The sequence below is a fragment of the Burkholderia cepacia genome, from assembly GCF_001039005.1.
GTDB lineage: Bacteria > Pseudomonadota > Gammaproteobacteria > Burkholderiales > Burkholderiaceae > Burkholderia > Burkholderia theae.
Window position 1 is genome coordinate 162,022 of record NZ_LDWR01000029.1, and the last position, 23,380, is coordinate 185,401.

The 23,380-nt window shown below is 67.5% G+C and carries 21 protein-coding genes; 6 read left to right on the plus strand and 15 right to left on the minus strand.

The features are described from left to right. Window position 1: 1 nt before the first annotated feature. The 4 genes from VL15_RS18230 to VL15_RS18245 form a co-directional block, all read right to left on the minus strand. Window positions 2–4,843, minus strand: a complete 4,842-nt coding sequence (locus VL15_RS18230) for an NAD-glutamate dehydrogenase (RefSeq protein ID WP_048247425.1) — start codon at window positions 4,841–4,843, stop codon at window positions 2–4. A 188-nt stretch (window positions 4,844–5,031) separates the two neighbouring features. After that, entirely contained in the window at window positions 5,032–5,220 is a 189-nt protein-coding gene (locus tag VL15_RS18235; RefSeq protein WP_048247564.1) for a 4-oxalocrotonate tautomerase, read from the minus strand. A 58-nt stretch (window positions 5,221–5,278) separates the two neighbouring features. Further along, window positions 5,279–6,055: a class II aldolase/adducin family protein gene (locus VL15_RS18240; RefSeq protein WP_048247427.1), complete on the minus strand. Its 777-nt coding sequence runs from the start codon at window positions 6,053–6,055 to the stop codon at window positions 5,279–5,281. After that, window positions 6,030–6,923: an urea transporter gene (locus tag VL15_RS18245; RefSeq protein WP_048247429.1), complete on the minus strand. Its 894-nt coding sequence runs from the start codon at window positions 6,921–6,923 to the stop codon at window positions 6,030–6,032. Before VL15_RS18245 ends, VL15_RS18240 begins: the two co-directional genes overlap by 26 nt. A 245-nt stretch (window positions 6,924–7,168) precedes the next feature. Between VL15_RS18245 and VL15_RS18250 the strand changes: the two genes are divergently transcribed. Continuing rightward, window positions 7,169–7,729 carry a putative glycolipid-binding domain-containing protein gene (locus VL15_RS18250; RefSeq protein WP_048247430.1) on the plus strand — a complete coding sequence of 187 codons (561 nt, stop codon included), beginning with the start codon at window positions 7,169–7,171 and terminating at the stop codon, window positions 7,727–7,729. On the opposite strand, the gene VL15_RS18255 is transcribed toward VL15_RS18250, so the two are convergent. From VL15_RS18255 to VL15_RS18275, 5 genes are all read right to left on the minus strand, one after another. Further along, a complete protein-coding gene (locus VL15_RS18255; protein WP_048247565.1) occupies window positions 7,684–8,595 on the minus strand; it encodes an alpha/beta fold hydrolase in 912 nt (303 codons plus the stop codon). The two genes, VL15_RS18250 and VL15_RS18255, sit on opposite strands and share 46 nt — an antisense overlap. A 4-nt stretch (window positions 8,596–8,599) precedes the next feature. Further along, window positions 8,600–9,505: a metal-dependent hydrolase gene (locus tag VL15_RS18260; RefSeq protein ID WP_048247432.1), complete on the minus strand. Its 906-nt coding sequence runs from the start codon at window positions 9,503–9,505 to the stop codon at window positions 8,600–8,602. Continuing rightward, on the minus strand, window positions 9,502–10,437 hold the full coding sequence (locus VL15_RS18265; protein WP_048247435.1) for an SDR family NAD(P)-dependent oxidoreductase: 936 nt from the start codon (window positions 10,435–10,437) through the stop codon (window positions 9,502–9,504). Before VL15_RS18265 ends, VL15_RS18260 begins: the two co-directional genes overlap by 4 nt. A gap of 21 nt (window positions 10,438–10,458) precedes the next feature. Further along, window positions 10,459–12,048, minus strand: a complete 1,590-nt coding sequence (locus VL15_RS18270; RefSeq protein WP_048247437.1) for a flavin-containing monooxygenase — start codon at window positions 12,046–12,048, stop codon at window positions 10,459–10,461. 246 nt (window positions 12,049–12,294) lie between these two features. Beyond that, window positions 12,295–12,966, minus strand: a complete 672-nt coding sequence (locus tag VL15_RS18275; protein ID WP_048247567.1) for a lysoplasmalogenase — start codon at window positions 12,964–12,966, stop codon at window positions 12,295–12,297. Here VL15_RS18275 and VL15_RS43585 point away from each other — a divergent pair. The 3 genes from VL15_RS43585 (at window position 12,956) to VL15_RS18285 (ending at window position 14,977) form a co-directional block, all read left to right on the plus strand. After that, the gene (locus tag VL15_RS43585) at window positions 12,956–13,078 is read left to right on the plus strand and encodes a hypothetical protein (protein WP_268991209.1); all 123 of its coding nucleotides are present in this window, start codon (window positions 12,956–12,958) and stop codon (window positions 13,076–13,078) included. The genes VL15_RS18275 and VL15_RS43585 overlap by 11 nt on opposite strands. 235 nt (window positions 13,079–13,313) lie before the next feature. After that, the gene (gene speB / locus VL15_RS18280) at window positions 13,314–14,282 is read left to right on the plus strand and encodes an agmatinase (protein ID WP_048247438.1); all 969 of its coding nucleotides are present in this window, start codon (window positions 13,314–13,316) and stop codon (window positions 14,280–14,282) included. 125 nt (window positions 14,283–14,407) lie between these two features. Further along, complete coding sequence (locus tag VL15_RS18285) at window positions 14,408–14,977, plus strand: YdeI/OmpD-associated family protein (protein WP_048247440.1); 570 nt, start codon at window positions 14,408–14,410, stop codon at window positions 14,975–14,977. A gap of 298 nt (window positions 14,978–15,275) precedes the next feature. Here the strand turns inward: VL15_RS18285 and VL15_RS18290 are convergent, their stop codons facing one another. The 5 genes from VL15_RS18290 to VL15_RS18310 form a co-directional block, all read right to left on the minus strand. Further along, window positions 15,276–15,488: a DUF1059 domain-containing protein gene (locus VL15_RS18290; protein ID WP_048247441.1), complete on the minus strand. Its 213-nt coding sequence runs from the start codon at window positions 15,486–15,488 to the stop codon at window positions 15,276–15,278. A gap of 381 nt (window positions 15,489–15,869) precedes the next feature. Beyond that, window positions 15,870–16,850: a sulfonate ABC transporter substrate-binding protein gene (locus tag VL15_RS18295; protein WP_048247443.1), complete on the minus strand. Its 981-nt coding sequence runs from the start codon at window positions 16,848–16,850 to the stop codon at window positions 15,870–15,872. A 123-nt stretch (window positions 16,851–16,973) separates the two neighbouring features. Continuing rightward, entirely contained in the window at window positions 16,974–17,813 is an 840-nt protein-coding gene (locus VL15_RS18300) for a MerR family transcriptional regulator (protein ID WP_048247445.1), read from the minus strand. 9 nt (window positions 17,814–17,822) lie between these two features. Continuing rightward, on the minus strand, window positions 17,823–18,386 hold the full coding sequence (locus VL15_RS18305) for a GNAT family N-acetyltransferase (RefSeq protein WP_048247446.1): 564 nt from the start codon (window positions 18,384–18,386) through the stop codon (window positions 17,823–17,825). 98 nt (window positions 18,387–18,484) lie between these two features. Beyond that, window positions 18,485–19,504, minus strand: a complete 1,020-nt coding sequence (locus tag VL15_RS18310) for an AraC family transcriptional regulator (RefSeq protein ID WP_048247448.1) — start codon at window positions 19,502–19,504, stop codon at window positions 18,485–18,487. 426 nt (window positions 19,505–19,930) lie between these two features. Here VL15_RS18310 and VL15_RS18315 point away from each other — a divergent pair, with 426 nt between their 5' ends. Beyond that, window positions 19,931–21,295, plus strand: coding sequence for an MFS transporter (locus tag VL15_RS18315; RefSeq protein ID WP_048247449.1), 1,365 nt, complete (start codon window positions 19,931–19,933; stop codon window positions 21,293–21,295). A gap of 75 nt (window positions 21,296–21,370) precedes the next feature. Here the strand turns inward: VL15_RS18315 and VL15_RS18320 are convergent, their stop codons facing one another. Next, a complete protein-coding gene (locus VL15_RS18320; protein WP_048247569.1) occupies window positions 21,371–22,243 on the minus strand; it encodes a LysR family transcriptional regulator in 873 nt (290 codons plus the stop codon). A 137-nt stretch (window positions 22,244–22,380) separates the two neighbouring features. Between VL15_RS18320 and VL15_RS18325 the strand changes: the two genes are divergently transcribed. After that, complete coding sequence (locus VL15_RS18325) at window positions 22,381–23,379, plus strand: quinone oxidoreductase family protein (RefSeq protein ID WP_048247570.1); 999 nt, start codon at window positions 22,381–22,383, stop codon at window positions 23,377–23,379. Window position 23,380: the final 1 nt, after the last annotated feature.

A 23,380-nucleotide genomic window follows, 5' to 3' on the forward strand; every position in this document is an offset into this window, starting at 1 on the left:
GTCACGCGCGTTCGAGCACGGCCATCTCCCGCACGATCACGAGCAGCACCGCGAGACTTGCGCCGCCTGACGCGCGCAGGTCCGCGAGCAGGTGCGCATAGCGTTCGAGCGCGGCTTCGCGGCGCTCGCGCCATGCGCCGACGATCGTCTCCGGCGTGGTCGAATCCGGCGACTCCGCGAGCGCGCTCGTGGCGAGCGTGCGCTTGAGGCGCGCGACTTCCGCGAGCGCGGCCGCGCGCGCCAGCATGTCCCAGTGCGTCGGCGTCGGCAGGGTCGCCGCGCGTTCGCTGATCCAGCTGTAATTGAGCAGCGTGCCGAGCGAGAAATAGACGCCCGCGACGAGTTCGAGGCTGCGGTTGCTGGTCGCGGCCACCTCGGCGATGTCGAGCAGCGCGGCCGAGATGTCGCCGCTCGCGACGCGCACGGCGAGCGCGCTGTCGACACCGGCCTCGACCAGTACGCGCTGCCGCTCGGACAGCGCTTCGAGATCGTCGGCCGGCAGCAGCGACGGCAGTTGCGGCGCGAGCCGCTGCGCCGCGTCGCCGCAGCGCGCGATCAACTCGGCGACGCCGCCATCGGCCACCGCGCCGGACTGCAGGTGCCGCAGGAACCACAGTGCCGCGCGCTCCAGCAGCCGCGCGACGTCGACGAACATGCGCGCCTGCATGTCGTCGGCGACGCGGTTGTCGAGCGCGTCGATGTCGCGCCACACCGCATCGAGGTCGAACACGTCGCGCGCCATGATGCACGCGCGCACGATGTCGCCCGGCTTCGCGTCGGTTTCCTCCATCAGCCGGTGCACGAACGCGCAGCCGACACGGTTCACGAGCGCATTGGTCAGGTGCGTCGCGAGAATCTCGCGGCGCAGCGGATGGCGGCGCATCGGTTCGCTGAAGCGTTGCTGCAGCGGCTTCGGGAAGTAGTCGACGAGCATCGCGGCAACCAGCGGATCCTCGGGCACGTCGGATTCGAGCAGCGCGTCGTAGAGCCACATCTTGCTGTACGCGAGCAGCACCGCGCGCTCGGGCGACGTGAGGCCGAGCTTCGCGGCTTGCCGTTCGGCGACTTCGTCGTCGGTCGGCAGGAATTCGATCACGCGGTTCAGGCGGCCCGCGCGTTCGAGCCAGCGCATCAGGCGCGCCTCGGCGTCGAGCAGCTCGACCGCATAACGACCCGCGATCGACAGCGCCTGCGTCTGGTAGTAGTTGTCGCGCAGCACGAGCAGCCCGACTTCGTCGGTCATCTCGGCGAGCAGCGCGTTGCGTTGCTTCTCGGTCATCTCGCCGTCGGAGACAACGAGCCCGAGCAGGATCTTGATGTTGACTTCGTGATCCGAACAATCGACGCCGGCGGAGTTGTCGATCGCATCGGTGTTCATGCGGCCGCCGCGCTGCGCGAACTCGATGCGGCCGAATTGCGTGCAGCCGAGGTTACCGCCTTCGCCGATGACCTTGCAGCGCAGGTCCGCGCCGTTCACGCGCACTGCATCGTTCGCGCGGTCGCCGACCTGCAGGTGGGTTTCGCGCGCGGCCTTCACGTAGGTGCCGATGCCGCCGTTGTACAGCAGGTCGACCGGCGCCTGCAGGATCGCGCGGATCAGCTCGGTCGGCGGCAGCGCCTGAGCATCGATGCCGAGCGCGGCCTGCACGGCCGGCGACAGCGGGATCGTCTTCGCGGTGCGCGGATAGACGCCGCCGCCCGCCGAAATCGCGGCCGGATCGTAGTCGGCCCAGCTCGAGCGTTCGAGCGCGAACATGCGCTCGCGCTCCGCGAAGCTCGTCGCGGGGTCGGGGTTCGGGTCGAGGAACACGTGCCGGTGATCGAACGCGGCGACGAGCCGGATGTGCGGCGACAGCAGCATCCCGTTGCCGAATACGTCGCCCGACATGTCGCCGACGCCGACCACGGTGAAGTCGGTCGCCTGCGTATCGACACCCATCTCGCGGAAGTGCCGCTTCACCGATTCCCAGGCGCCGCGCGCAGTGATCGCCATCTTCTTGTGGTCGTAGCCGACCGAGCCGCCGGACGCGAACGCGTCGTCGAGCCAGAAGCCGTATTCATGCGAGATCGCGTTCGCGTAGTCGGAGAAGGTTGCCGTGCCCTTGTCGGCGGCGACGACCAGATACGGATCGTCGGGATCATGACGGACGACGTCGGGCGGCGGCACGATCGCATTGCTCACCAGGTTGTCGGTCAGGTCGAGCAGGCCGCGCAGGAACGTCTGGTAGCACGCGATGCCTTCGCGCATCCACGCTTCGCGATCGCTCGGCGGCGGCGGGTTCTTCACGACGAAGCCGCCTTTCGAGCCGACCGGCACGATCACGACGTTCTTCACCATCTGCGCCTTCATCAGCCCGAGCACCTCGGTGCGGAAATCCTCGCGGCGATCCGACCAGCGCAGGCCGCCGCGCGCGACGCGTCCGCCGCGCAGGTGGACGCCCTCGACACGCGGCGAATACACCCAGATCTCGAACATCGGTTTCGGTTCGGGCAAGCCCGGTACTTTCGCCGGATTGAACTTGAACGACAGGTAGGGTTTCGATGTGCCGTTCGCGTCGAGCAGGAAGTAGTTCGTGCGCTCGGTCGCGTTGATCACGCCGAGGAACTGGCGCAGGATGCGGTCCTCGTCGAGGTTCGGCACCTGGTCCAGCGCAGCTTCGATCGCCTTCAGCAGCCGTTCGGCCTGCGCGTCGCGCGTGTCGCCGGTGCGCGGATCGAAGCGCAGCAGGAACAGCTCGACGAGTTGCCGCGCGATCGCCGGATTGCCGGTCAGCGCGCGTTCAATATACGCGTCGCTGAACGTCGAGCCGACCTGCCGCAGGTATTTCGCATACGCGCGCAGGATCGTCACTTCGCGCGCGCTCAACTGCGCGCGCAGCACGAGGCGGTTGAAGTCGTCGTTCTCGATCCGGCCGTTCCAGATCCGGTCGAACGCATCCTCGAACAGGTCTTTCACGCGCTCGATGTCGAACTCGGCATCGTCGGCGAGTTCGAGGCCGAAGTCGTGCACCCACGCATGCGCGGCGTCCTGCGTCTGGATCCGGTACGGCCGTTCCTCGTCGACGCGCACGCCGAGATGCTCGAGCATCGGCAGGCTGCGCGACAGCGCGATCGGGTCGCCGGCGCGATAGACCTTGAAGCGGAATGCGCGCGGCTCGGCCTCGATCGGCCGGTACAGGTTCATCGCGAGCTGGCCCGAATCCTTCACGCGCTCGATCAGCTCGATGTCGCGCACGGCCGTGCGCGCCGGATAGTCGTCGCGATAACCGGCCGGGAACGAGTCGGCATAACGTTGCAGCAGGCGGTTGCCTTGCTCTTCGCCGAAGGTGTCGAGCAACGCGTCGGCGAGATCGTCCTGCCAGCGGCGCGTGACCTGCACGAGCCGCGTTTCGAGCTCGCGCGTGTCGACGTCGGGCATCGTGCCCGGTTCCGCATGCACGACGAAGTGAATGCGTGCGATTGCCGATTCCGACAGCAGCGGCGTGAATTCGACGTTCACGCCGTTGTACGCGTCGATCAGCAGTTTCGCGATGCGCCGGCGCAGGTCGGTGTTGTACTTGTCGCGCGGCACGAACGCGAGGCACGACACGAAGCGGTCGAACCGGTCGCGGCGCACGAACAGGCGCGTGCGCTGGTGTTCCTGCAGCCGCAGGATGCCGAGCGCGATGTCGTAGAGCTGGTCTTCGTCGGCCTGGAACAGCTCGTCGCGCGGATAGGTTTCGAGCACCGTCACGAGCGACTTGCCGAGATGCCCCTTCGGCAAAAAGCCCGCGCGCCGCACGATGTTCGCGCACTTGCGGCGCACGATCGGGATCTCGGCGCTCGACACCATGTACGCGGTCGACGTGTAGAGCCCGATGAAACGGCGCTCGCCGGTGACCTTGCCGTCGGTGCCGACCAGCTTCACGCCCACGTAGTCGAGATAACCGGGCCGGTGCACGGTCGCGCGCGAATTCGCCTTGGTCAGGAAGATCGGCCACGCGCCCATGATGATGTCCGCGGCGGCCGGTGGCAGCGGCGTCACGTCGGGCGCACCCGACGTGCGCAGCGATTCGCGCAGGATGCCGAGGCCCGTGCCCTCGATGCCGCGCAGGCCGAAGCCGGTGCCATCCGACACGAGCGCGTAGTCGCGGTGGCCGAGGAACGTGAAGTGATCGGCGGCCATCCATTCGAGGAACGCGCGCGCCTCGAGGTCTTCCGCGGTCGATTCGCGCGCCTTCATCTCCTTGATCGTCGCGCGGGCGATGTCGACGATCTTCGGCCAATCCTCGACCGATGCGCGGACGTCGCCGAGCACGTGCGCGATGTCCTCGCGCAGCGTGTCGAGCAGCGCGGCGTCGCCGCAGCGATCGACTTCGAAGTGGATGAACGACGCGAGTTGCGACTGGCCGTCGCCGGGCGTCGCGCCGCCCGCGTCGACGCGCTCGATGCCGCCGTTGGCGCCGCGCCAGATGCGGAACACGGGATGCAGCGCCGAATGCAGTGCGAGCCCGAGGCGGTTGACGGCCATCGTCACCGAGTCGACGAGGAACGGCATGTCGTCGTTGACGATCTCGATGACCGTGTGGTCGGAGTGCCAGCCGTGCTGTTCGAGGATCGGGTTGTACACGCGCAGCCGCTCGCTGCCGGGGACGTATTTCTGGGCGGTCTGCCAGTGCGCCATCGCGGCGCCGTACAGATCGGCGATGCTGCGGTTCTGCAGATCGTCGGCGTCGACGAAATCGTAGTAATGACGCAGGAATGGTTCGACGATTCGGAACGTGGCTTCGGGTAGGCGCCCGCGCGCGAATTCGACGACATCGGAGAGCAGGTGTGCGACGACTTCCTCGTTCTTCGCTTCCATGGCGGTCTCCCGGGTGGCCATTGGCTGCTGCGTCTGTCCGGCATTATGCGCCGATTGCGTGACAAAGCGATGTGCGGGCGCACAACGCGGGCGAGGGGAGGAGGCCGCACTGCAGAGCCCGTGGCGGGCACTGCAGGGTGTGACTCAACGCAGTGCCGGCGGCGGCGCAGCGACGCCGACTGTCACGCTCAGCGCTCGTCGCTCCACAGCTTCCCGGCCGTCGCCCAGTTCTCTTTCTTCACGTCGGTCAGAATGATGTCGACCGAGCCCGGCGCGCAGCCGAGCGTCTCGCACGTGACGCGCGTGATCGCTTCGACGAATTCGCGCTTCTGTTCGACGGTGCGGCCTTCGAACAGCTGGATATTGAAAGTCGGCATGACAATGCTCCGGTTGGGTTTGAACGATGCGGCCGCGGTCGCGGCCATGGTTGCGGCGTCAGTCGCGATACGACGGATCGATCCGGTCGAGCCGGCGCAGCAGCGCCGGCCATTCCAGTTCGCCTTCGATCGCGCCGCCGTCGCGCAGTTGTTCGGCGGTGCGGTCCGCGACGGCCGGGTCGGGCAGCACGAGCGGTCCGCCGCCTGCCTGCGCGCGGACCTGGATGTCGCACGCCTTGATCAGCGTATCCATCAGCACATAAGCTTCGGCAACGGTGCGGCCGACCGTCAGCGTGCCGTGATTGCGCAGCAGCATCGCGGATTTCGCGCCGAGGCTCGCGGTCAGCCGCGCGCCTTCGGCCGGCGAGAACGCGAGCGCTTCATAGTCGTGGTACCCGAGGTCGCCATGAAACCGCAGCGCGTGCTGCGACGCGGGCAGCAGCCCGTCGCGCTGGATCGACACGGCAATGCCGGCCGTATTGTGCAGATGCATCACGCAGACGGCATCGGCGCGCGCGGCGTGCACGGCCGCGTGCAGCGCGAAGCCCGTCACGTTGACCGCGTGCTCGCTGTCGCCGATCCGGTTGCCGACCAGGTCGATCTTCACGAGATTCGACGCGCGGACCTCGTCGAACGTGAGGCCGAACGGGTTGATCAGGAAGTGGCCGGGCTCGCCGGGCACGGTCGCGGAAAGATGCGTGTAGATCAGGTCGTCCCAGCCGTTCAGCGCGACGAGCCGATACGCGGCGGCGAGGTCGACGCGCAGCCGGCGTTCGGCGTCCGAGATCGGGCCGCCGGGTTTCACGGCATCAGGACGGTGTGCGAATGACGACATCGGTTTCTCCGAGGGTGAAGCGGCGCGTGACCGCCACCGTGACCCACGACGCAAGCGCGAACGGCGCCGTGAATGCGGGAATGCCCGCGCGCGTCGCGAGCCACTGGATCAGCGCGGCGAGCGCGGCGGCCGCGAGCGCCGCGCGCGGGCCGCGCGGCATCAGCGCGAGTGCGGCGAGCGCGCCGTTGAAACCCAGCAGGCCATTGGCGTACGACGCGCCGCTCGCGCCGAGCGCGACCAGCAGCACGGTCGACACGATGGCGCCGCCGAGCGCGAACGCGGCTGCACGGCGCGATGCGGCGGCGATGCCGGCGACGATCAGCACGCCGGCCCATGCGCCTTGCGCGAAGGTGGTCTGGGCGACGCCCGAGAGCAGCGCGTCCGCGGCGGAAGAAAGCGTCAGCGCCGCGTCGGCCGCGGCGCCGTTCGCATGCTGCAGCGCGACAAACGGCAGCCATAGCGCGGTGACGGCGAGGCACGGGCTCGAATACGGACACTGGCGCCAGCGGGCGAGCGGCACGCGCATCGCGCGCTGCACGAGCGCCGCGCCGATCGCGGCCAGCGGCACCAGCGCGACGGCTGCGAGCGAATCGGGCGCGAACAGCACCGCGATCAGTGCGGCGAGCGCGCCGTTGAAACCGTGCAGCCCCTGTTCGACGTCGCGGCGCTCGGCGCCCGTCAGCACGGCGGTCATGCTGGCGGCGGCCGAGCCGAGCAGCGCCGCTGACGCGAGCCGCAGGTCGGTCAGCGCCAGCGCGGCGAGCAGCAGCGCGCCGGTCAGCGCATTCGCCTGCAGTACGATCTGCCCGATGCCGCGCAGCAAAATGCGCAGGTCGATCGACGGCGAGGCGGAGCGGGCGGTAGGCATGATGGCGGCGGAACAGGACGAGCCGCGAGCATAGGACACAATTCCATGCACCGGAATAGGGAATTCTGGATAGTCAGGATTTGTGTTCGGTGCCCCAGAACGGGGAATGGGTAGGTTTGACCGGGGCTTTGTCAGCGTTTTTTGTGAGTTACCTGCTTTGTTGGCGAATTTGGGTATCGGCTGGCGTTTTCGTGACGGGACTTGTACAACGATGCCCCGAATCGGGCAAACCGGGAGGTGGAACGATGCGTGAAGTGCGTTGGGCGTCGCTCGAAGGCGACGGGGTTGAACATCTGACGTTCGACCGGAGCGGCGGCGGGATCGTCGTCGAAAGCGCGGTGGTCGGCCAGCGCTACGGCCGCGCGTACGGGCTCGCGTATCGCGTCGAGTGCGATCCGCAATGGCGCGTGACCTATGCGGTGCTCAAGGTGATGGGGGGCGGCACGCTCGAACTGCGCGGCGACGGTGCAGGCCACTGGCACGACGGCGCGGGCCGCGCGCTGCCGGAACTGGACGGCTGCATCGATATCGACATCGCGGCGACGCCGTTCACGAATTCGCTGCCGATCGGCCGCCTCGGGCTCGCACGCGGCGAACGGCGGCCGATCGACGTCGCGTACATCTCGACGCCGGACCTGAAGGTCACGCCGGTCAAGCAGGCCTACGCGTGCATCGAGCCGGGCCGGCGCTACCGTTACGAAGGGATCTTCCGCAACTTCACGGCCGAGATGGATATCGACGACGACGGGCTCGTCGTCGACTACGAGACGCTGTTCAGACGCCTGCCGGCACCGACATTGCGCTGAACCGCGGCGTTCGCGACCGCCGGCCGTTCATGCGCGGATGCGAAGCGGTCGATCCGCGACGCGATCATGTCGGGGTGGCGCAGCACGATCCAGTGCGTACCGTCGATTTCCTCGCGTACGTGGTCGCCGAGCCAGCGGTCGAGGTCGACCGACATCTCGGGCGTCACGTAACGATCGCGCACGGGTACCAGGATCTGCACGGGCGCTTGCGCGTACCGTTCGCGCGGCTTGCGCGCCCGCGCCAGGAAGTTCGCGCGGTAGAGCTGCAGGCCGTTCAGCGCGTTCTTCAGCTGCACGGGGTCACGCTCGGCGCGCACGCGTTCGGTGAGCTGCAGCCAGCGCGGCCACAGTGCCGCGCCGCCGAGCCGCCACACCAGCGACGGCACGACCGGCAGATGGAAGAACGCGATGTACCACGACTTCAGGCTCTGCTTGAGCCGCATCTTCGCGCGGAACACGTGATCGAGGCACGGGCCCGAGATCGACGTGTACGACGCGATCCGGCCGCGGAACGCGGGGTCGGTCACGGCCTCCCAGCACTGGATCGAGCCCCAGTCGTGGCCGACGAGGTGGAACGGCCGGCCGCCGCAGGTCGCGTCGGCCACCGCCTTCAGGTCGTCCGCGAGCCGCGCGAGCGTGTAGTCGGCGCGGCGGCGCGGCGCATCGGACGCGCCGGCGCCGCGCACGTCGTACGCGATCACGCGGTAGCGCTTCGACAGCCGCGCGCGGATCGGCGCCCACACGGCCGCCGAGTCGGGGTAGCCGTGCACGAGAATCAGCGGCGGCGCGCGCCGCGACCCGCTTGCATAGACGGCGAGTTTCACGTCGCCGGACTGGACGGTCAGCATCTCGTGGGCGCGGGCCATGGCGTCACGCTTGCGGAACCGGGTGCAGCGGCACGCGGCGCGGGGCGGCTTGCGCCGCATAACGCGCGTTGGTCGCGTCGATGTTCTCGAGCAGCGTGTCGAGCCCCTGCAGGTACTGGTGGTTGTCGTGGTCCCACGGGTGGAAGCCCGGGCGGAAGTAGTCGAGCCATTCGCGCGCGATGCTCGGGAACACGCCGTGCTTCGGGCTGTACAGATACTTCACGAGGCGCCACATGCCGCCGAACTTGCCGTGCTCGCGACGGTGCGCGCGCATCAGGCGCACGTGGAAGTCGAACACGATCGTCCAGAAGAACACCGTCGTCGTCAGCATCGTGCCCGTGCGCAGCAGATAGCTGCCGAGGCCCGGCTTCATCACGGTGGTCCATACGTCGTACGACACCGCCTTGTGCTCGGTTTCCTCCATCGCGTGCCACATCCACATCTGCTGGTAGCCCTCGACCGAGCCGTCGATCCGGTGCTCGTGGCCCGACAGCAGCTGGTTCGCGAGGATCGCCGTGTAGTGCTCGAGCGCGATCGTGATCGCGAGTTGCATCGAATGCGGCAACGCCTTCCTGAACCAGCCGAGGATCGTCCACAGCCGCTTGTCGAGCTTGTGCGCGGGCAGGCCCGCCGCTTGCAGCAGGTCGTTGTATTCGATGTGCTCGCGCGTGTGCATCGCTTCCTGGCCGATGAAGCCGAGCACCTGCTTCTTCAGCTCGGGATCCTCGATTTGGTCGCGGTAGTTGCGCACCGAATCCATGAAGAAGCGTTCGCCGGCCGGGAACAGCAGCGACAGCGCATTCATGAAGTGCGTGACCGGCACGCCCTGCACGTGCCAGTCGCGCGCGCGTTCCGGGGGCAGCGCGAAACGAATGTCGCGCCGCACCGGCATCATGTTCGGGGTCGTCATGATTGTTCTCCTCCCTGATTGCCTGCATTGTTGTACGTGGCGTGCAGCGGCGCGGGCGCCGGCGTGCCGCGTGCGGTCTGGCGGCGGGCCTTCGCGGCTTCGCGGCGCGTCGCCAGCACGACGAGCGCTTGATAGGCGGACGGCAGGATGCGCGCCATCCAGTCGCCGGCCTTCGCATCGCGGCCGATCAGCACGCGGCGCTTGTTCCTGCGCACGCCGGCGAGGATCGTGCGCGCGGCGTCGTCGGCGGTCGTGATGAAGAACTTCTCGAACGTGTCCCGGCCTTGCTGCTCGCTCGCGACCATGAAGCCGACCATGTTCTTCGACACGCGGCTGGCCTGCGCGATGTTCGTGCGAATGCCGCCCGGATGCACGCAGGTCGCCGACACGCCGCACTTCATCATGTCGAGTTCCTGGCGCAGCGATTCGGTGAAGCCGCGCACCGCGAACTTGGTCGCGTTGTAGCCGCTCATGCCCGGCTGCGCGAAGATCCCGAACAGGCTCGACGTGTTGATCACGTGGCCGTCGCCCGATGCCTTCAGGTGCGGCAGGAACGCCTTCGTGCCGTGCACGACGCCCCAGAAGTTGATGTTCACGATCCACTCGAGATCGCTGTATTCCATGCCTTCGATCGTGCTCGACAGCGCGACGCCCGCGTTGTTGAAGATCAGGTTGACCTTGCCGTGTTCCTTCGCGGTGTCGTCGGCCCACGCGAACATCACGTCGCGTTCGCCGACGTCGAGCACGCGCGTCGATACGCGCACGTTCGGTGCGATCGCGCGGACGATCCGTTCGGTTTCCGCGAGGCCGACTCCGTTCTTGTCGGCGAGCGACACATGGCAGCCGGCCTGCGCGAGCTGGATCGCGAGCGAGCGGCCCATGCCCGAGCCGGCACCCGTGATCGCGGCGACCTTGTTGGCGAAATCTCTCATGTCGGTGGCTCCTTGTCTGGCTCAGGCCGCTTCGGCGGAAGTGGAAGTGGAAGCGGAAGCGGCCGGCGCGGCGACGGGCCGCGCGGTCGTGTCGTGTTGCGGCGCGCGATATGCGTGGTAGTCGGCGATCGAGAAGCGCGCGGTCGCCTGGCGGAAGCGCCACGTGAAGCCCGGCCACAGCGTCGTGTTCTTGCCCGTGCGCGGGTCGAGGTACCAGCTCTTGCAGCCGCCCGTCGACCAGATCGCCTTCTTCAGCTTGCCCTGCAGGTCGCTGTTGAACTGCGCCTCAACGAGCGGACGCACCTCGATCGCGTCCGCGCGCTCGCGGTGCATCGCCTGCAGCGCGCCGAGGATGTATTCGATCTGCGACTCGATCATGAACACCATCGAGTTGTGGCCGAGGCCCGTGTTCGGGCCGACGATCATGAAGAAGTTCGGGTAGCCGGGCAGCGTCGAACCGAGATACGCGTGCGCGCCGTCGCGCCACGCATCGACGATGTCGAGGCCGCCGCGGCCGACGATCGCACCGCGCGGGAACGGATCGGCAACCTGGAAGCCGGTGCCGTAGATCAGGCAGTCGACTTCATGGCGCTTGCCGTCGGTCGTCACGACCGCGTCGGCCTCGATATGGTCGATGCCGGTCGTGATCACGTCGACGTTCTTGCGCGACAGCGCCGGGTAGTAGTCGTTCGAGATCAGCACGCGCTTGCAGCCGAGCGTGTAGTTCGGCGTGACGGTCTTGCGCAGCTCCGGATCGGGAATCTGCTTGCGGATGTGGCGCAGCGCGAGCTTCTGCACGTTCTTCATCAGCGACGGATGGATCGCGAAACCGAGCACGCGCGATTCGAGCATCCAGTAGATGCCGCTGCGCACGGCCTTCTGCGTGAACGGCAGCGTGCGGAACAGCCACTTCTCGAGGCCGCTGAGGTTGCGGTCCGGCTTCGGCATGATCCACGGCGGCGTGCGCTGGAACAGCGCGAGTTCCTTCACGCGCGGCGCGATCTGCGGCACGAACTGGATCGCGCTCGCGCCGGTGCCGATCACCGCGACGCGCTTGCCTTCGAGCGCGTAGTCGTGATCCCAATGCTGCGAATGGAACGCGCGGCCCTTGAAGTTCTCGACGCCGGGAATGGCCGGCAGCGCGGCGCGCGACAGGCCGCCCATCCCCGACACCAGCACGCGCGCGGACAGCCGCTTGCCGTTCGCGAACGTGAGGCGCCAGCGCTGCGCGGCCTCGTCGTATTCGGCGCGCTGCAGTTCGTGGTTCAGGCGCAGGTGCGGGCCGACCCCGAAGCGCTGCACGCAGTCTTCCAGATACGCGCGGATCTCCGGCTGCGGCGCGAACATGCGCGTCCAGCGCGGGTTCGGCGCGAACGAGAACGAATAGACGTGCGATTGCACGTCGCATGCACACCCGGGGTAATGATTGTCGCGCCACGTGCCGCCGACCGACGCGGCCTTCTCGAGGACGACGAAGTCGGTCACGCCTGTTTGCCGCAGGCGGATCGCCATCCCGAGACCGGCGAAGCCGGTGCCGATGATGGCGATATCGATGGTTTCGTCCAGGCCGTCGTGGCCGGGCGGACCGAAAGGCAACGTGCGAGCATTCATCCGGGTGTCTCCGATTTGGCTCATTTTGGAATGTTACATTGTTTGATGTAACGATAGTGGGTGAGCCCGGAAACCGCAAGAGGCTAGAAGCGCCGCTCTAAGGGCCGGAAACCAGACGGGAAAAGGCTGAGCGGGGTTTGGAACGGGCCGGTTTCCACATGGCGGAATTCGCGGAAAGGCCCGTCGACGGGGCGACACAAGCGGGGGATGAGACCGCCGGCGCGCGGCGGTCTGTTTGAAACGGAATCAGGGGCGGATCGATCGGGCGGCGGTCTCATGGAAAACCCCGGCCACGATCATGACCTGCGCGAGCGCATAGAGGCCCCAGATCAGGTAGTCGATGCCGGGAAAGCCGCCGAGGAAGCGGCCGACGCCGATCAGCGTATCGGAGCCGACGAAGACCAGGCTGCCGACGGCCACCAGCGGGCCGTGCGTGCGGGCGGCGAGCGCGAAGCTCGCCATCACGCACAGCACGAGCATGTACACGGCGACCGGCGCCAGCAGCTCGCCGAGGTGCGGAAGGAAGGCCAGGTAGAACGCCGGTGCGGCGATCCACAGTCCGACGAGCGCGACGATGCGCCAGCCGTGCGGTCGCGCGCGCCAGCGGAAGAAAATCGCGCAATAGAAGAGATGCGTGAGCAGGAACGCGCCGAGGCCGAAGACGAACGACAGCGGCCAGTCGGGCAGCGCGAGCAGCACGTCGCCGAGCACGGCGGTCGCGAGCGCCGCGCACAGCCACGCGCGTTCGCGCGGCGCGCCGCAGGTGCTGCCGGCTGCGAGCAACAGGATGCCCATCGCGGCTTTCGCGGCGGCCTGGCCGGGATAGGGCGCGACGGCGAGCGACAGCCCGTACAGCAGCGCGGCGGCGACGGCGAGTGGCCAGAGCCGGCGGTAGGTGGCGGGAAGCGTGGCGATCAAGGCGGGTGTCTCCGGTTTGTTGTTGTCTGCGGTGGACGGCGCGCAGGCGGTGGCGCGGCTGCCGGCCATTATCCGGAAGAAAAGGCGCGCGAAAACCGGCGAATCCTTCTAGGAAACGGTGCCGATGCGGCCGCCGGATTTCTTCCACGCGTTGCCCCGGTTGAACCGGGGCAACGACTTCAATTCGGCTTGTTATGATCGCCGCCGTATTGCCGTTGTCGTTGTTCCGCCCGGCCGCGCGACTGGAGGCGCAAGCCGGTGCGTACCCGATGAATCCCTGCCGTGCCCGGCCCGCGCGCCAATGCGAAGCGGGGCGGGGCCGGCTCCCCACGAAAACAGGTTCGACCATGACCGAACTTTTCCACGGCGACGGCGCGATCCGTCGCACGACGCCGTACGGCTCCTCGATCGAAAACACCTATGCGGGTGTGCTGTCGTTCATGCGCCGCAACTATTCGCGTGTGCTCGACGGCGTCGACGTCGCGATTTCCGGCGTGCCGCTCGACCTCGCGACGACCTATCGTTCGGGTGCGCGGCTCGGGCCGGCCGCGATCCGCGCGGCGAGCGTGCAGCTCGCGGAACTCAATCCGTATCCGTGGGGCTTCAATCCGTTCGACGATCTCGCGGCCGTCGATTACGGCGACTGCTGGTTCGACGCGCACAACCCGCTGTCGATCAAGCCCGCGATCGTCGAACATGCGCGCACGATCCTGCGTTCGGGCGCGAAGATGCTGACGCTCGGTGGCGATCACTACATCACGTATCCGCTGCTGGTCGCGCACGCGGAGCGCTATGGCAAGCCGCTGTCGCTGATCCATTTCGACGCGCACTGCGATACGTGGGCCGACGACGATCCGGACAGCCTCAATCACGGGACGATGTTCTACAAGGCCGTGAAAGAAGGGCTGATCGATCCGGCGACGTCGGTGCAGGTCGGTATCCGTACGTGGAACGACGATTTTCTCGGGATCGAGCGGCTCGACGCCGCGTGGGTGCACGATCACGGTTCGCGCGCGGCGGTCGAACGGATCGTCGATATCGTCGGCGCGCGGCCCGCGTACCTGACGTTCGATATCGATTGCCTCGATCCGGCGTTCGCGCCCGGGACGGGGACGCCGGTCGCGGGCGGCTTGTCGTCCGCGCAGGCGCTGGCGATCGTGCGTGCGCTTGGGGCCGTGAATCTGGTTGGCGCGGATGTTGTCGAGGTGGCGCCCGCTTACGATCATGCGGACATTACGGCGATTGCGGCCGCGCATGTTGCGTGCGATTTGCTGTGCCTGTGGCGGCAGAAGAAGGTGGCGGGGGCGTTGAAGTAAACGGGCGGGCCCGTGGCTGCCGAGCGACCGGTCATGGGCCGCACCACGGGCGTTGATATCCGTAAAAAACCGCTAGACTGCGAACGCCTTCCCCGCACATGGACTGAACCATTCAGGATAGCGACATGACCGAAAGCGCTCTAACCTTTACCAGTCAGACCGAATGGGAAAGCTGGTTGGGGCAACACTGCAGCAGTTCGACCGGTGCATGGCTGCGTCTGGCGAAAAAAGGCACCGGGCAGCGGACCGTGACCTACGAACAGGCGTTGGAAAGCGCCCTCTGTCATGGCTGGATCGATGGTCAAAAGCGGGCTGAGAGCGAGCAATACTGGTTACAACGCTTCACCCCGCGCACCGCAAAAAGCATCTGGTCCAAACTCAACAAGGAAAGGGCTGAAGTGCTGATCGCCGCCGGCAGAATGCGCCCGCCCGGCATGAGCGAAATCGAGAAGGCCAGGAAGGACGGCCGCTGGGAGGCTGCTTATACGTCGGCCAGTCACTCGGTCGTGCCGGACGACCTGCAGGCGGCTCTGGACGCAAATCCGGGCGCCAGGAAGTTTTTTGCAACCCTGAACAGCCGCAACCGCTATGCCATCCTGTATCGGATACAGAACGCCAAAAAGCCGGAAACAAGGGCGCGCAAAATCGAGGAATTCGTCGACATGCTGAATCGTGGTGAAACCTTCCATCCATAAGTCTTGCGGTTCTGGCGGAGGTTTTGTCGAACGGGGCATATAACCCGTAACGGCCGCTTCGGCTCGGCAGTCTTCATGCGTGGAACACGCCCGAAGGACTGCTACCGGTCGAACGCGGAACGACGAGTTCGGCCCGACAGCGAGATATTCGTACGATAGCGGACCTTCCGTAGCTGCCCCACCAGGCCACGCGTAGAAGAAGATTTCGGCAAGATGAGCAGCGACGGTCAACGCAGATGCGTTGTCGGCAGATGGCCGTCGTGAGGTGGTCGCCGCTCTTCAATCGGTCGCGCCGGCGTTACGCGTGACGCGGTGCTTCAACGGGCGGTGTGCCGTCATGAAACAGCGTTTTCAGCTGCGAACGCAGTTCCGGCGAATCGGCATGCTTGTGAACCGTGACCGCATGCTGGACGGCCGCCTCGAGCAACTCGTTTTCGGAATCCGCGGATAGCGCAACGGAACAATTCATTTCGCTCGGGAATTCCCGGCAGTCGATGTATTTGCGCGTCATGATGTCCTCTTCATACGACAGTAGTCATGGGTCTTGCGTGAATGACCGCGCGGGATGCCGCGCGAAGCACATAGGGCACGATTGCGCCTCCTTGTCGCGGACGAAATGATTTTGAAAGTATAGGTTGCGTGCAATGAATTCGCGGTAGCGCATCGAAATTTGCAGCGTTCCGCCTGCGGCCACGAATGAAACAGGGATGTACTTAACGGCCGACTACATGGCTGACGAATTCCGCACACGAAAGTCCATCGTCTGGCCGGAAGCGACGTTGGCATGGCAGTTCGTCCCGCGGCTCACCGAAAATTCCGGAAGAACGCAAAAGGCCGACGGGCAGTGAACCCGTCGGCCTATTTTTCGAACGCGTGCGCGCTGCGCCGCGCGTTACTTCGCCGCGACCGCCGTCGCCACGCGTTTATCGGTCCACGCGTTGTCTGCGACGCTCAGCTTCTGCGGAATCAGCTTCGCCCCATAAAACGCATCGGCAACGCCTTGCTGAACCTTGACGATCTTCTCGTCGATCGGCACCGCGCCGAACGGCACGCGCTTGATCCACGTCTCGACGAGCGGCAGCGGCAGCCCGACCTTCGGTGCGATCAGCGCGGCGGTCTCGGCCGGATGCCCGTTGACCCACAGGCCCGTCTCGCGCGCCTGCTTCAGGATCGCGCCAACCACGTCGGCATGCTGCTCCGCGAAATCGCGCGTCGCCTCGTAGAAGTTGTTCGCGGGCGTGAGGCCCGTGTAGTCGGACAGCGTGCGGATCTTCAGCGAATTCTGCGCGGCTGCGTAGTAGGGATCCCACACGGCCCACGCGTCGACGTTGCCGCTCTCGAACGCGGCGCGTGCGTCGGCGGGCGGCAGGTACACGGGGCGGATCTCGTCGTAGCGCACGCCGGCCTTCTTCAGCGCTTCGAGCAGCAGGTAGTTCGCGCTCGAGCCCTTCTGCAGCGCGACCTTCTTGCCGCGCAGGTCGGCGAGCGAACGGACCGGCGAATCGGCCTTCACGAACACGGCTTCGTTGTGCGGCGACGGCGGTTCCGCGCCGACATACACGAAGCGCACGCCGGCTGCCTGCGCGAACACCGGCGGCGGCGCGCCCGTATAGCCGAAGTCGATGCTGTTCGCGTTGAGCGCTTCCAGCAGTTGCGGGCCGGCCGGGAATTCGAACCACTGCACGCCATAGCCGAGCGGCTTGAGGCGTGCTTCGAGCGAGCCTTGCGCCTTGATGACCGACAGCAGGCCGGCCTTCTGGTAGCCGATGCGCACGACCTTGTCGGCGCTGCCCTGCGCGAAGGCGGACGTGGCGGCGACGGCGACGAGCGCCGTCGCGGCGGTGCGGGTGATCCAGCGGGTGAAACGAATCATCGAACGGACTCCATGCGAAACGTCTTCGGGGAGCGGCCGGTGCCGCTCGGTTGGAAGAATCGTCGCATGGGCGGTCAAGACCGCAAACGAAGCATTGCCGATATCAATATGACGGCGGCGGGCTTATGCTTTGTCGCCGTCGCCTTGCGTATCGGGCGTGCCGGACTGCCGCGCGGCCTCGTCGCTGAGCTTCTTGTCGAGGATCGTCGCGACGCGGCCGCCGAGATACGCGCTTGCCGCGGTTTCGAGCGCGCGGTTCGTCTCGCCTTCGACGAACACGGCCGCGAGCGGGCGCAGGCGCCAGATCGCGTCGACCAGTTCGGGCACGTCGGTGGCCGGCGGCAGCGTGTCGGCGTCGTAGCGGTCGAGCCGCTTCACGACGAGGTCGACGAGCAGCCGCGCGATCGCGTCGAAGTGCGGCCGCGCGAGGCTGATCACGTCGAGCAGTTCGCGCGGCGGGATGCCTTCCTTCGTCATCGCGGCGGCCGCCTCGAGCAGCGCGGGGCTTTTCGCGACGAACGACAGGCCGTGCCGTTCGAGCAGGCCGAGCTCGGTCACGCGGGAAAGCTGCGTGGTGGCCTGCGGGCCGAACATCTGCGCAAGCGCGGCGAGCGAATAGGTTTTCGGCAGTTCATGCGACCAGCGGCCGCCGATCGCGTTTTCGAGGCCGAGGATCGAACGCAGGTCGTGGCCTTCGTCGATCGCCTTGATCAGGTCCTGGATGTTCGACAGCGTATAGCCGCGCGCGAGCAGGTGGTTGATCAGCTTCAGGCGGGCGACGTGCGTGTCGTCGTAGATGCCGACGCGCCCGCGTTTCTCCGGCGGCGCGAGCAGCCCGCGGTCCTGGTACGCGCGAACGTTGCGCACGGTCGTGTCGGACACGCGCGCGAGTTCGTCGACCGTGTACTCGTTGCGGGAATCCGCCGCGGCCTCGTCGGGTGTGGAATGAGTCTGTTTTGCCATGCGGCCATTCTAGCGCGACGGGGCGGGCTCGGGCGAGGCGGGCAGCGTGTGCGCGCCGTCGCCGAGCGGGCGTTGCATCAGCGCCGTGTCGATCCAGCGGCCGTGCTTGAAACCGACCGCCTTCAGCGTGCCGGCCGGCTCGAAGCCGAACGCGCGATGCAGCGACGTCGAGCCGCCGGTGCCGCCGTCGGCGATCACCGCGATCATCTGCCGCCACGGGCCGGCCTCGCAGCGCGCGATCAGGGCCGCGAGCAGCGTACGGCCGACGCCGCGCCCGCGCTGCGCGTCGTCGATGTAGATCGAATCCTCGATCGTGAAGCGATACGCACGGCGCGCGCGGTACGGCGTCGCGTACGCATAACCGGCCACGCGACCGTCGCATTCGGCGACGAGATAGGGCAGTCCATCGCGCAGCACCGCGTCGCGGCGCGCGCGCAGCTCGGCGGCGTCGGGCGGCGTTTCCTCGAACGATGCGACGCTGTGGAGCACGTGGTGCGCATAGATCGCGTGGATCGCGGCGAGGTCGGCGTCGGTCGCGTCGCGGACGATGCAGGCGGCTGGCGTGGTGGACATGGTGGCGGGGTGGCAGGGCCGGGATGCGGGCAAACCATGACTATGCGGGCGATTGCGTGACACGTAAAGCGGCGGCCGTGCGTCCGGTGCCGCGGCGGTCAGTTCGGCTGCCGCTTCTTCTGCGTGTCGCGCGGCAACTCGTCGAAGCGGGCGAAGTAGTACGCGGAAAAGCGGCCGAGGTGCCCGAAGCCGAATGTCAGCGCCGTATCGGTGATGCTGGCCACCGGGTCGGTCAGCAACTGCACGCGCGCGGCGTCCAGCCGGATATTGCGCAGCAGTTCCATCGGGGTCGCGCCGTGGTAGCGCCGGCACAGCACGTTCAGCGTCCGCAGGCTGACGCCGGCCGCCCTGGCGAGATCTTCGAGCGAGATCGGCGCGCAGAGCCGCGCGTGGATGAATTCGTGCAGCGCATCCATCTGCCGGATGCCGCCGCGCGATCCGGCTTGCGCCGGCGCGCCGCGCGCTTGCGGCGCCGGGCCGGCCTGCGCGGCAGCGGGCGACGGCGGGCAATGCACGAGCAGGAACAGCGCGAGGCTTCGTTCGAAGTGGTCGCGCCATTCGGCCCGGATGCCGCCGTCGTCGGCAACGGCGAGCACGTTGAGCAGCGACTGCGCGATCAGATCCCATTGCGACGCAAGCGCCGTCGGCAACAGGAATCCCGGTGCGAGGCCGGGCGCCGCTTCGTCGGGCCGGCGGCCGCAGACCGCGCGCATCAGCGAATCGGGTACCTTGACGATCAGTTGCCGGGTGCCGGACCGCCAGCGGAGCCGGACGCGCGACGTCGGCGCCAGCACGGCGGTGCGCCCTTCGGACACGCCCATCACGTGCCCGTCGCACTCGATTTCGGCGCCGCCCGCGAGCGACGTGTGGACGAGCGAAAAGCCGTCGAACGGGCGCGGGGCGACCTCGACTTCGGCGCCGTATTGCAGCGCATAGACGCTCAGGTGATTCAGTTGCCCCTTGAAAAGCGCTGCGTCGGGTACACCCTGCTTCCAGCGCAGCGCATGCTCGGCCAGTTCCAGCGAGACCTGCTCGTGCGCATCCGTGCGCAATCCTGATCGAAACACGCAATTCCGATACAGCGCGGACAGCACGTCCGCATTCGCGGTGAGGGGCATGGGGCGTCTCCTGTGTGGCGCTTGTCGTGCGGTACATCCGGCTGGCCGCGGATGCGCGTCGTGCCACATCGGTTTCTCTTGTGAGCGAGATATCCTGAAAGGATGATATTGATCTTTGTCAGGCTTGTCGAAAGTTTCGCAAGAATCGGATAGTCCAGTTCCCGCAGGGGAAAAATCCGGATAGCGCGCGGCGCGCGGTACGAGAAAAACGGATCGAATTCGCGCGCCGGCTGCAAATTCCGGATAGTGGAAATCATTGTGGCTTCCTACACTGCGCCGGCATCCGGACGGACAGCTGCGCATTTCACGACGATGATTCGTACAACTACTAAATAGATAGGCTGAGCGATCGTATTGGTTCGAACGCGCGTGATGCGACGGCTACCGCCGGGCCTGAATCCCCTCTGTAAAAAAGAAGGAAGTTCCATGCGTCAAATCAACCTGCAGGCGCTCTCCGACGATGCGCGGCTGGGCAAGCTGCACGGCGTCGTGTTGTTTTGGTGCGCGCTGATCATCGTGTTCGACGGTTACGACCTGGCGGTGGCCGGCATCGCGCTGCCGGCGATCATGAAGGAGATGGGCGTCAGCCCGGCGCAGGCCGGATTCATGGTCAGCTCGGCGCTGTTCGGCATGATGTTCGGCAACATCGTGTTCGGGACCGTCGCCGAGCGGATCGGGCGCCGCTGGGCCATCGCGGCCTGCCTGACGCTGTTCAGCGTGTTTACCGCGGCGGCCGGGCTGGCGCCGACGCCCGCACTGTTCGGCGCCGCCCGCTTCCTGGCGGGCATCGGCATCGGCGGCGTGATGCCGAACGTTATAGCCCATATGACCGAGTACTCGCCGCGCCGCATGCGCAGTACGCTGGTGACGCTGATGTTCAGCGGCTATTCGGTCGGCGGCATGCTGGCGGCCGTGATGGGCAAGGGAATGATCGAGACGTTCGGGTGGCAGTCCGTGTTCGTCGCGGCGGCCGCGCCGGTGCTGCTCGTCCCGCTGCTCGTGAAATGGATGCCGGAATCGCTGCCGTTCCTGATCCGGCGCGGCAGGACCGACGAGCTCGCGCGCATCGCGCGCCGGCTCGATCCTGCATACCGGCGTCAACCGGGCGACTGTTATGTCGTTCCGCGCGAGGACAGGGCGGGCGGCGCGCGGGTTCGCCAGTTGTTCGACGACGGTCGTGGATTCAGCACGGTCATGTTCTGGATCGCCTGCTTCATGTGCCTGTTCATGGTGTATGCGCTCAGCTCGTGGCTGACCCGGCTGATGGCGAGCGCCGGCTACAGCCTCGGCTCCGCGCTGACCTTCGTGCTGGTGCTGAACGCCGGCGCGATGGTCGGCGCGATCGGTGGCGGCTGGCTCGCCGATCGCTTTCCGATCAAGACGGTGCTCGTGTCGATGTATCTGCTCGCGGCGGTGTCGATCACGCTGCTCGGCTACCGGATGCCGACCGCGCTGCTGTTCGTGCTGGTCGGCCTCGCGGGCGCTTCGACGATCGGCACGCAGATCGTCAACTGCGCGTATGCGGGGCAGTTCTACCCGATGACAATCCGCTCGACAGGCATCGGCTGGACGCTGGGCGTGGGTCGCGGCGGCGCGATCCTGGCGCCGATCGTCATCGGTTTGCTGGTGGGCATCGATCTGCCGCTGGAACAGAACTTCATGGCGATCGGCCTGCCCGCGCTGGCGGCAGCCGTCGCGGTCGGCCTGATCGATCATCGGCGCTCGGCGTCGCATCACGGCCTTCCGGCTTCGGCCGGCGAACGGCAGGCGTCGCCCGCGCGGCAGTCCTGAGCGGCGCATCTGCGGGGTGCAACCCGCCGCGGATCACGGCCGGCCCGCCGCAGCGGTTCTGACGGGGCTGCGGCGTCAGAGCCGCCCGTCCGCCGCGTGCACTGCATCCGCGATTGCATCCGCGACGCGCTGCACGCGCGGCGAGCGGCGCACGTCCGGATGGACGACGAGCCAGATCTCGCGCTCGATGTCGCAGCGCGGCGCAGCCGTCAGCTCGACGAGCGGCGCGCCGGCGTGCGCGGCGGGATCGTCGACGAGAAACCTGGGCAGCAGCGCGACGCCTGCCCCCGCCGCGCACGCGCGATGTTGCGCGGCCAGGTCGTTGGTGACGAACGCGAAGCGGCGCCCGGCCGCGAAGCGTTCGAGCCACTGCTGTTGCGGCGTTTGCGCGAGCGCGTCGTCGTAACCGACGAATGGCCAGGTGTCGGGCGACGCGTCCGCCCATTCCGGCGATGCGCACAGCGCGAAGCGCATCGTGCCGAGCCGGCGCGCGGCGAGCCCCGGCTCGCTCGGCCGCGACAGGCGCACCGCGAGATCGGCTTCGCGCGCGTACAGGTTCGCCGCATGCATCTCGCCCATCAGGTCGATCCGCAGCGCCGGCCATGCGTGCTGCGCGCGGGCGAGCCGCGGCGCGAGGAAATGGCTGGCGAACACCGGCGACGCCGACACGCGCACCACGCCGTCGAGTGCCGCCGCGCCCTGGGCGGCGCGCGCGAACGCATGCGTGTCGGTTTCGATGCGCGCGGCGTGGTCGGCGAGGTGCAGCCCTTCGTCGGTCGGCGGCCAGCCGCGCGGCAGCCGGTCGAACAGCCGGATGCCGAGCGCGGACTCCAGCGCGTCGATGCGCCGCGCGACCGTCGAATGCTGAACCTGCAGCGCCCGTGCGGCCGCCGACAGACTGCCGCCGCGCATCACCGCGAGGAAGTAGCGGATGTCGTCCCAGCTCATCGGCAGTGCAGACGCGGCAGCGGGATCTTGATCGTGGTCGGTCGAATTTTGCACAGTAAATGGGCGAGAAACGTGAATTCCGTTCGATTATGCACGATGGGATGATCGTGTCACTTCATTCGATTGCGAGGAACGTCATGACCCAAACAACCACCGCCATCCGGATCGGAATCGACCGCTACGGCGACGCCGGCGTGCTGCGTCGCGTCGATGCGCCCGTCGCGCCGCCCGGTGCCGGCGAAGTGCGGATTCGCCAGACCGCCATCGGCGTGAATTTCGTCGACATCTATTTCAGGACGGGCGCGCACGCATTGCCCGCGTTGCCGGATGCGCTCGGCGTCGAGGCGGCCGGCGTGATCGACGTGGTCGGGGCCGGCGTGACGGATCTCGTCCCGGGCCAGCGTGTCGCGTACGCCGGTATGCCGACCGGCAGCTACGCGAGCCTGCGGACGATGCCGGCCGAGCGCGTGCTGCCGATACCCGACGGCCTGAGCGACGACGCTGCCGCCGCCGGGCTGCTGAAAGGGATCACCGTCTACATGCTGCTGCATCGCGTCCGGCAGGTCGGCGCCGGCGATACGGTGCTCGTGCACGCGGCGGCCGGCGGCGTCGGGCTGCTGGCGACGCAGTGGGCGCATGCGCTCGGCGCGCGGGTGATCGGCACGGTCGGGTCGCCCGCGAAAGCCGGGCTCGTGCGTATGCACGGTGCGGAGGCGGTCGTCGATTATCGCGAGGAGGATTTCGTCGCGGCCGCGCGTGCGTTCGGCGGCGGCGCGGGAGTCGATTACGCGATCGACGGGATCGGCGGCGACGTGCTGACGCGCACGCTCGGTGCGATCCGTCCGTTCGGGATGGTCGCGAGCATCGGGCAGGTTGCCGCGATCGGCGCGCGGCAAACGCTGGACCTCGACGAACTCGGGCCGACCCGCTCGATCGCGCTGGCCCGGCCGAGCGTGCTTGGTTTCATCGCGCGCGACGTCGCCGGGTATCGCGAAGCCGCGCGCGCGACGCTCGAACGGCTGGCGGGCGGCATGCACGTCGAGATCGGCGCGCGAGTGCCGCTCGAACAGGCGGCCGATGCGCACCGGTTGCTGGAGTCGCGCGCGACGACGGGGGCGGTGGTGCTGGTGCCGTAAC